Raw genomic sequence first — 10004 nt, 5'->3', positions numbered from 1 at the left:
ATTTACAAGAATGAGTCACGTTGATTACCTGGCTCAGGTACCGACAAGAAACCGCCAAAATGCAGCAAAAGAAAACACTGGCAATTGTTTATGCCCATAAGGTGATTTACAGGTATCTGCCTTGGAGTTTCACAACTTATCATTAGGAAGGTACTCATATGAAAATCAGTCTTATGATTCTCGCCAACATTATGTTGATCAATTTATCTGCAATGGCACAACCCATAACCCTTGAAGATTTACGGGTAAAACCAATACTGATAAATAATAGTCATATTCTCACTGATAATTTTTCCGTACATGGCGTGCAAACACATTATTGGCTCGAAAACAGTTTGGCTGAGATACCGATGACGGTAACAACGCTTGATCACCTACTAATTACGACCTATCTCTATGATCAATATGATGATGAGAAAACACAGACCGCGACACTTATCGATAATCGCTCTAAGAATATGACCTTGTTTTTAGTGAACTTACCACCTGGAAACTATCGATTGGTTGTTACAGGATTGGCGACCAACCACCAGATTTCTAGCAAAACCTTTCATATGACACTAGCGAATCAGACCACTGGGTATGACTCAAGTTATAAAAGATAAATGAATATATCTTAAACCCTTATCAGCATGCGTAAAAAAGGGGCATCAACTGATGCCCCTGTTATCACAATCAAAGCCGATTCACTTAACCCAATTGCTTACGCGCATTACGGAACATACGCATCCACGGGCTATCTTCGCCCCACTCTTCTGGATGCCAGGAGTTACTGACGGTGCGGAAGACCCGCTCTGGGTGTGGCATCATCACCGTTGCCCGTCCACTGGCACTCGTCACCGCAGTGATACCGTTAGCAGAACCATTTGGGTTAGCCGGATAAACCTCGGTCACCTCACCCTGATTATTCACAAAGCGCAATGCCACCAGATTGTTCTGCTCAAGCAGCGCCAGATGGGCCGCATCACGCACTTCGACTCGCCCTTCACCGTGAGAAACAGCAATTGGCAGGCGAGATCCGGCCATCTCTTGCATAAACAGGGATGGACTATTGGCCACTTCAACCAAACTGAAGCGCGCTTCAAAGCGATCAGACAGGTTGCGGACAAAGCGTGGCCAATGTTCGGCTCCCGGGATAAGTTCACGCAGATTAGACATCATCTGACAACCGTTGCAGACCCCCAATGCCAATGTTTCTGGGCGATGGAAGAAAGCTTCAAACTCATCACGAACCCGGTTGTTAAACAGTATCGATTTTGCCCAACCTTCACCCGCGCCCAGCACATCACCGTAAGAGAAACCACCACAGGCCACTAAGGTCTGGAACGATTGCAAATCAGTTCGGCCTGCCAGCAGGTCACTCATGTGCACGTCGATTGCATCAAAACCAGCACGATGGAAGGCAGCTGCCATTTCAACGTGGGAGTTAACCCCCTGCTCACGCAAGACTGCCACTCTTGGCCGTACCTGTTTGATGATATAAGGTGCGGCANTATCTTCTGCGGGATCAAAGGTCAGTTGGACATTCAGGCCCGGATCAGTTTCAACCTGTTTCGCTTGATGCTCTTGATCAGCACAATCAGGGTTATCACGCAGGCGCTGCATTTGCCAGGTAGTTTCTGCCCACCACAAGCGCAGAGTACTGCGTTTCTCGCGGTATACCACCTCAGTGCCACTGCGAATATCGAAGCTATCACCCTCAACAGCATGGCCCAGATAGTGAATACAGTTTGCCAGACCGTGGTCTGCCAGAACTTTTTCCACCTCAGCACGCTGTTCAGCACGTACCTGAATCACTGCTCCCAGCTCTTCATTAAACAGCGCCGCCAGCGCGTCATCACCCAAGGTGTGAATATCAACCTGCACCCCACAGTGACCGGCAAAGGCCATTTCAGCCAGTGTCACCAGTAAGCCGCCGTCAGAGCGATCGTGATAGGCCAGTAATGCCTGAGAGGCCACTAAGTGCTGCATCGCATTAAAGAAACCAGCCAGTTGCTGTACATCGCGCACATCAGCAGGTTTATCACCTAACTGGCGGTAGACTTGCGTTAGGGCAGTTGCACCCAGAGCATTGTGGCCGGCACCTAAATCAATCAGTAACAGCGCGTTATCGCCTTTATCAGTGCGTAGCTGTGGTGTCACCGTATGGCGAACATCTTCGATACGGGCGAAAGCAGTAATGACCAGAGAGAGCGGCGAGGTCATTTCGCGCTGCTCATCACCTTCCTGCCAGCGAGTTTTCATCGACATGGAGTCTTTGCCCACCGGGATGGTAATCTCCAGCGCAGGACATAGCTCTTCGCCCACCGCACGCACCGCCTCGTACAAACCGGCATCTTCACCCGGATGACCGGCTGCTGACATCCAGTTAGCTGACAGTTTAATGCGCTTTAGCTCACCAATCTGAGTGGCCGCGATATTGGTCAGTGCTTCGCCTACCGCCAGGCGGGCTGAGGCGGCAAAGTCCAGCAATGCCACTGGCGCACGTTCACCCAATGACATCGCTTCACCATAGTAGCTGTCCAGACTGGCACTGGTAACCGCACAGTCGGCCACCGGAATCTGCCACGGGCCAACCATTTGATCACGTGTCACCATGCCGGTCACACTACGGTCACCGATGGTAATCAAGAAGGTTTTCTCTGCCACTGCCGGTAAATGCATCACCCGTTTGACCGCATCAGCGATGCTTATCTCAGCACGTTGCAATGCATCACCCTGCGCCTGAAGGCGGGTGACATCACGCAGCATCTTCGGCGTTTTACCCAGCAAGACATCCAAAGGCATGTCAATTGGTTGATTATCGAAGTGGCGGTCATTCAGTGTCAGATGTTTTTCTTCAGTGGCTTCACCTATAACGGCATAGGGCGCACGTTCACGGCGACAAATTTCATCAAACTGAGCCATCTGCGCGGGGGCAACAGCCAGAACATAACGCTCCTGAGACTCGTTACACCACACTTCCAGCGGGCTCATGCCCGGCTCATCATTGAGGATGTCACGCAGCTCAAAACGGCCGCCACGACCACCATCACTGACCAGTTCTGGCATGGCATTAGACAAACCGCCTGCACCGACGTCATGAATAAATAGAATCGGGTTGTGGTCACCTAACTGCCAGCAACGGTCAATCACTTCCTGACAGCGGCGTTCCATTTCCGGGTTATCACGTTGTACCGAAGCAAAATCCAGATCCGCATCTGACTGACCCGATGCCATGGAAGAGGCCGCGCCGCCACCCAGACCGATATTCATCGACGGGCCGCCGAGCACCACCAGCTTGGCACCGACCGTTATCTCGCCTTTTTGTACATGGTCGGCCCGAATATTACCGATGCCACCAGCCAACATGATCGGTTTGTGGTAGCCACGTAACTCAGTGCCGTTATGACTGTTGACGCGCTCTTCATAAGTACGGAAGTAGCCCAGCAGCGCCGGACGGCCAAATTCGTTGTTAAAGGCCGCGCCGCCCAGTGGACCTTCGGTCATGATATCCAGCGCAGTCACAATACGATCCGGCTTACCGAAATTCTCTTCCCACGGTTGTTCAAAACCGGGAATACGCAGGTTAGAAACAGAGAAACCCACCAAACCGGCTTTAGGTTTAGCACCACGCCCGGTAGCACCTTCATCACGGATTTCGCCACCAGACCCGGTAGCAGCACCCGGCCAGGGTGAAATTGCCGTCGGGTGGTTATGAGTTTCTACTTTCATCAGGATATGCGCCGCTTCCTGATGGTAATCATAAACGCCATTATCAGGTGCAGCAAAGAAGCGCCCGACCTGAGAACCTTCCATCACCGCCGCATTGTCTTTATAGGCTGACAATACGTAATCCGGTGTGTGTTCAAAGGTATTTTTGATCATTTTAAACAGTGTTTTAGGCTGAGAAACACCGTCAATTATCCAATCTGCATTAAAGATTTTATGCCGACAATGCTCAGAGTTTGCCTGAGCAAACATATACAGCTCAATATCGGTCGGGTTACGCCCCAGACCGGTAAAGGCGGCCAGCAAATAGTCAATTTCATCTGGAGCAAGAGCCAGGCCCAGCTTAATATTAGCCAGCTCCAGTGCACTGCGGCCCTGCGCCAAGATATCCACCCGTTGTACTGGGGCGGGTTGATGATGAGAGAATAACTGCTCTGCTTGCTGCAAATCGGTGAATACCGTTTCCATCATGCGGTCATGCAGCAGCGCCGACAATTGTTGCCATTGGCTTTCATTCAGGTCTGGGCCTTGAATATAGAAAGCCAGGCCACGTTCCAGACGCAGAACCTGTGGCAACGCACAGTTGTGCGCAATATCCGTCGCTTTAGAAGACCACGGAGAAATGGTCCCCGGCCTTGGCGTAACCAGTAACAAACGCCCTTCTGGCGCGTGTTCAGGGAGAGAGGGTCCATACTTAAGCAGCCGTTGGAGCCTGGCGTGTTCATCAGCACTTAACGGAGCGCTAACATCGGCAAAGTGAACATATTCGGCGTAGATATCACTCACCAAAAGGTGAGCATCCAGGCAACGGGACAGCAGTTTGGTAATACGAAAAGCCGACAAAGCGGGCGAACCACGCAGTATTTCCATAATCTAAGTTTCTCTCTCTTCGAAGCGACTGGAACAGCACTTCATTGGGCGCAGCATTTATTGGCGCAAAACAGGGGAAAACGCGGGCATTATAGTGAATCTACGCCTCCGACGAAACCGTTTGCGTAGCTATTATTAATAATTGAGTCAGAAATTGTCGTTATCTATAGAACACCAATACTGAATAAATAAGCTCGCAATAAAGTTGCACACTGACGATTTGTTGCGCAAAATGCCACTCCACTGGGGTTTTAACCATGTCGATTCTTACTTCACAACACACAGATAAAGAGCGCTGCCGAGAGATAACTATTTGACGCGCATAAAATTAAATTACTTTGTTATCGGTGTAGTTGCCTTACTTCTGGCCCTCGCGCTGTGGCCCAATATTCCCTGGCGCAGTAGTCAAGAAGGACAACTAGACCGTATAAAAGCCCGTGGCGAGCTACGTGTTAGCACGATTAGCTCACCACTTATCTACTTTACCGGAAAGGATGGCCCTTCCGGTCTTGACTATGAGCTAGCCAACCGTTTTGCGGACTATCTGGGGGTTAAACTCGTCATTACCCCTCATCATAATATTGATGACTTGTTTGATGCACTTGATAACGATGATGCAGACATGCTGGCTGCCGGGCTAATTTATAACCGTGAGCGTCTTAATCGGGCGCGTACCGGACCTGCCTATTATTCAGTCTCGCAACAGTTAGTATACCGATTGGGTAAACCACGGCCAAAATCATTTAGTGATCTGAAGGGCCAATTGATTGTCGCCTCTGGATCAGCCCATATGACCACCCTCAAACAACTTAAGCAGAGCAAATATCCCGATCTTAACTGGGGATCATCCGTTGATCGTTCTGGCAAAGAGTTACTGGAACAGGTCGCGGACGGCAAACTTGACTATACCCTGGGTGATTCGGTGACCATTGCCCTACTGCAACGCATCCATCCGCAATTAGCGGTTGCCTTTGATGTTACGGATGAAGAGCCAGTAACCTGGTATTTCCAGAAGGGGGACGATGATAGCCTGTATGCCGCCATGCTCGATTTCTACAGCGAGATGGTTGAAGACGGTAGTCTGGCGCGGCTGGAGGAAAAATATCTCGGCCATGTCGGTAGCTTTGATTATGTCGATACCAAAACATTCCTGTCAGCCATCGACAGTGTGTTGCCCTCTTTCCAATCCTTGTTTGAAAAACATGCCGGGGAAATTGACTGGAAACTGCTGGCGGCAATTGCTTATCAGGAATCCCATTGGAACCCACAAGCCACCTCACCGACTGGCGTGCGGGGGTTAATGATGCTAACCCGCGCCACAGCAAATGGTTTAGGGGTTAAAGACCGGGTTGATCCTGAGGAGAGTATTAAAGGTGGCTCCATTTACTTGCAGCGGTTAATGCAAAAAGTGCCGGAGAGTATTCCAGAAGATGAGCGCATCTGGTTCGCGCTGGCCGCCTATAATCTGGGTTATGGTCATATGCTGGATGCTCGTCGCCTGACTAAAAATCAGAATGGTAATCCAGACAGTTGGGTTGATGTAAAAATGCGCCTACCGATGTTGAGTCAAAAGCGCTACTACCCAAGTACCACTTATGGCTACGCCCGTGGCCATGAGGCTTATAACTATGTCGAAAACATCCGTCGTTATCAGGTCAGTCTGGTGGGATATTTGCAGGAAAGAGAGAAAAAAGCAGCCCAACATGCCGCTATCGAAGCTGAACTGGGTAAAGCTTATCCGGTTGTCGGCCCAGGCTGGTCAATCAATAACTAACATGATGCGAAAACACGTAACTACCTAATAGATTTCAAGATGCTGCCAACCACCGCATCCTAGTCGCAAGGCCCACGGATGGGCCGAATCATGGCTGCCGCGCGAGTTTCAACGCCTTTTGCTGCTCACGTCGTAGGCGGAAAAAAGCACTTAATTGGTGGGAACACGTCTGTGCCAGTACCCCGGCACTGACCTCTATTTGATGATTCATCCCCGGATGGCGCAAGATATCCACCAGCGAACCGGCAGCACCGGTTTTTAAATCATTGGCCCCATAGACCAAGCGACGGATCCGGCTGTGTATCATGGCTCCGGCACACATTACGCATGGCTCCAGCGTCACATATAGCGTGGCTTCCAGCAGACGATAGTTCTGCACCACCTGCCCGCCTTGCCGTAGCGCCATGATTTCTGCATGAGCGGTAGGGTCGTTATCGCGAATAGACTTATTCCACCCTTCGCCAATCACCTGGTTGCCCAGCACTAACACCGCGCCAACCGGGACTTCTCCCTCTTCTTGTGCCCGCAGAGCCAGCGTCAACGCCCGTAGCATCCAGTACTCATCACTGTATTCAGCAGGTAAATCAAATTCAGAAAACAAACTTTTATCAGCAGACACATTAACCTCTCTGGTACTTTGGCGGCGTGCATTATACACAGCCAGCGACAACCGCTATACCCGCTATCTCCAATATAAAGTAGCTCAGTCCATAATGATCGGTTAATGTTCCGGCAGGATATAAATCATTCCTGATATAAATTATCAGCATATGGAAGCCAGCTACATGAAGCTCAGCAAGAAAAATGCCGCGGTAGTACGTAAAACCCTGAATGGATGGGCCAGTGAAGGCGTTATCCCTGAGGAAGAGCATCAACGTCTGTTACAGAATATTGATGTTCAACCGTTTGACTGGCGCAGATTAGCCGGTTACGCCTTTCTTGCCGCACTGGCTTCGCTGGTTATCGCCATTGGCAGCCTGATGGCTGATACTTTCTTACTCAACTGGATAAGCCAGTTTTTCCGCTTTGATCCCCCGGTGCGGGTGGTGGTCACGGCGATATTGGCCGCCGCATTTTACGGCTGGGGCTTTAACCGCCGCCGGCGAGATCCCAGTAAGATTTACAGTAATGAAGCCGTACTCTTTCTCGGCGTAATATTTACCGCAGCCGCCATCGGCCAACTCGGTGAGTGGCTGGATAATGGTAGTGGTCGCATCTCAGTATTACTGCTGTTGGGTACCGTCATCTATGGTGTGGTGGGCTGGTTTGGTCGTGCGCCATTAGTATGGCTATTTGCCTTGCTGTCACTGGGTAATGCGTTTGGGGCAGAAACTGGCTATTTGTCCGGTTGGGGCGCCTACTGGCTGGGAATGAGCTACCCGATACGCTTTATTGCTTTTGGCCTGCTACTTTGTGCAGCGGCACTGGTGTTGCAACCGCAGTTGGCACAACGTCGGCTAGATCGGGTGTCACAGGCGATGGGGCTGCTTTATCTGTTTATTGCCCTGTGGTTATTGTCTATTTTTGGCAATTACGGTGACCTGGACTATTGGTATCAGGTGCGCCAGATAGAGTTGCTGCATTGGAGTCTATTGTTTGCCATTGCCGCCAGCGTCGCTATTTGGCTGGGACTAAAACGAGATGATGCCATGTTGCGCGGCTTCGGCCTGACATTTTTGGCCATCAACTTGTATACCCGTTTCTTTGAGTTCTTCTGGGATGCGATGCCGAAAACTATCTTCTTCCTGCTGCTCGGCATTAGCTTGTGGTTACTGGGCCGGCATGCCGAACGAATATGGCGGCTCGGCCACCATGATAATGACGTCACACACTAGAGCCAAAACCACTTAAAATGGCGAATGACTGCAATGGGCGTTTATTCTAATTGCTGTAATTCGCCGCTTTTACTGACCCGCCAGCGATGCTCGCAAAAATACAATAGCGGGTTATCCTGCTTACTGTCCGAGTATCCGCTATAAAGTTTCAGCGGCGATCCCAAACGCTGTTCCAGTTGCACCACTTTCTCTGGCCCCAAACAGCGCAGAGGTAGCACCCAGCCGCCATTACGCCGCGCCATGCGGCTACCGACCAACCGCAAACGGTGAATAAACGCCGAATCATGATAAACCTGCTCCACCAACCGTTGCGGCGAGCCAGTTATCAACCATACCTGTGCGTCATGGCTCTCCAGATATTGGCGCAAACGCATCACGACCACGGGAAATTCGGTAACTTTTTGGCGAAAATCATTCACAAAACGTAATTCCAAATCTTTCAAATGCGCTTCACGCCGACCGAAGGTTATCGCCCACAGTAACAGGCTCATTGGCCAACGAGCGCAACGACCGCCCTGCAGCAATCCCAGCCCAATCACCGGCAATAATGGGACCACCAGCAACAGATTTAGCGGTAAATGTCGCAACAAAAAACGCAAAAAACTGCCAAACATGTCCTGTTGATGCAACGTGCCATCCAGATCAAAGAAGACAATGCGTTTGGCGTTTTCTGATAATGCCTCGGCCGTCCCCTCGCGGTTACTGTCAGTTTGCTCAAAGGTCGATGTGGCCTGCTCTGCGCTCAAACGTTACTCCTCAGGATCATTGAATCCCATAAACCAGTTAAATATGAAACCTGCAAGTATGGTGACAATCATCGCGACTAAATACAACATCACTTTGCCTGCGGCATCGAGGCCAATTACCAACGAGTGCTAATCCCCTGAGTGTGCGTCTTACAATGCTGCACGCAAATAGCCATTATGTTGCTGTAGATCCTGGCGAGCCTGCTCGGCACTCACGCCTTTCAGAATCATCAAAATGGCTGGTTTTACGTTAAACTCGGTTTGTGATAAGGCATTTTCAGCCTCTGCACGGCTGGCCCCGGTGGCTTCAACCACAATACGACAAGCGCGATCAACCAACTTCACGTTAGTCGCTTTCACATCTACCATCAGATTTTGATAAACCTTACCCAGTCTCACCATCGCCCCAGTGGATAGCATATTCAGTACCAACTTCTGCGCGGTGCCCGACTTCATACGCGTAGAACCAGTGAGGGCTTCCGGCCCTACTACCGGTGAAATCGCAACCTGAGCTTCTTGCGCGATAGGAGAGTCTGGGTTACAAGAAATAGCCGCCGTTGGGCACCCAAGTTGGCGGGCATAACGTAGCGCACCGATGACATAAGGCGTGCGACCAGAAGCTGCCAGCCCGACCACCATATCAGTTGCCGTCAGCTTTAAATCTTGCAGATCCCGCACACCGAGCGCGATATTATCCTCAGCACCTTCCACCGCTTTGAATAAAGCACCCGGGCCACCGGCAATTAGACCAATCACCCTGCCATGAGGTACACCAAAGGTCGGTGGGCATTCGGAAGCATCCAGCACGCCGAGCCGACCACTGGTACCGGCCCCCAGATAAATGAGCCGCCCACCTTGCTTTAAGGACTCCGCGGCTAAATCTACCGCTTGAGCGATAGCCGGTAACACCAAACGAATGGCCTCCGGCACTTTGCGATCTTCATCATTAAAGCAGGTCAACATTTCGAGCGTAGAGAGCTTATCCAGCTCCATCGTGGCCGGATTACGACTTTCTGAAATCAATGCTCCTAGATTCATGACATGTTCCTCTTTGAATATTTAATTCAT

The 10004-nt window shown here is 50.6% G+C and carries 7 protein-coding genes and 1 pseudogene; 3 read left to right on the top strand and 5 right to left on the bottom strand.

Annotated features, from left to right (window positions below):
- Nucleotides 1-158: 158 nt before the first annotated feature.
- A complete protein-coding gene (locus tag V1952_RS16630; RefSeq protein ID WP_372559689.1) occupies nt 159-605 on the top strand; it encodes a hypothetical protein in 447 nt (148 codons plus the stop codon).
- A gap of 85 nt (nt 606-690) precedes the next feature.
- Here the strand turns inward: V1952_RS16630 and purL are convergent, their stop codons facing one another.
- Nucleotides 691-4581, bottom strand: a complete 3891-nt coding sequence (gene purL / locus V1952_RS16625) for a phosphoribosylformylglycinamidine synthase (RefSeq protein WP_420075147.1) — start codon at nt 4579-4581, stop codon at nt 691-693.
- A 313-nt stretch (nt 4582-4894) separates the two neighbouring features.
- Between purL and mltF the strand changes: the two genes are divergently transcribed.
- Nucleotides 4895-6355, top strand: coding sequence for a membrane-bound lytic murein transglycosylase MltF (mltF, locus tag V1952_RS16620; protein ID WP_372559691.1), 1461 nt, complete (start codon nt 4895-4897; stop codon nt 6353-6355).
- Between the two features lie 88 nt (nt 6356-6443).
- Here mltF and tadA read toward each other — a convergent pair whose 3' ends face one another.
- Nucleotides 6444-7013 (bottom strand): tRNA adenosine(34) deaminase TadA, encoded by a 570-nt coding sequence (tadA, locus tag V1952_RS16615; RefSeq protein ID WP_372559692.1) that lies wholly within the window; start codon nt 7011-7013, stop codon nt 6444-6446.
- A 127-nt stretch (nt 7014-7140) separates the two neighbouring features.
- Here tadA and V1952_RS16610 point away from each other — a divergent pair, with 127 nt between their 5' ends.
- A complete protein-coding gene (locus tag V1952_RS16610) occupies nt 7141-8190 on the top strand; it encodes a DUF2157 domain-containing protein (protein ID WP_372559693.1) in 1050 nt (349 codons plus the stop codon).
- Between the two features lie 41 nt (nt 8191-8231).
- On the opposite strand, the gene yfhb is transcribed toward V1952_RS16610, so the two are convergent.
- The 3 genes and pseudogenes from yfhb to murQ all read right to left on the bottom strand — a co-directional run bounded on the left by yfhb (nt 8232) and on the right by murQ (nt 9974).
- Nucleotides 8232-8936 (bottom strand): phosphatidylglycerophosphatase C, encoded by a 705-nt coding sequence (yfhb, locus tag V1952_RS16605; protein WP_193784796.1) that lies wholly within the window; start codon nt 8934-8936, stop codon nt 8232-8234.
- A gap of 3 nt (nt 8937-8939) precedes the next feature.
- A pseudogene (locus V1952_RS16600) lies at nt 8940-9035 on the bottom strand (PTS N-acetylmuramic acid IIB subunit / PTS N-acetylmuramic acid IIC subunit); the annotation flags it as partial.
- 51 nt (nt 9036-9086) lie between these two features.
- On the bottom strand, nt 9087-9974 hold the full coding sequence (gene murQ / locus V1952_RS16595) for an N-acetylmuramic acid 6-phosphate etherase (RefSeq protein WP_420075146.1): 888 nt from the start codon (nt 9972-9974) through the stop codon (nt 9087-9089).
- Nucleotides 9975-10004: the final 30 nt, after the last annotated feature.

The sequence above is a fragment of the Yersinia sp. 2542 StPb PI genome, from assembly GCF_048593855.1.
Classification (GTDB): domain Bacteria; phylum Pseudomonadota; class Gammaproteobacteria; order Enterobacterales; family Enterobacteriaceae; genus Yersinia; species Yersinia enterocolitica_E.
This window is presented reverse-complemented; position numbering and strand designations above follow the sequence as displayed.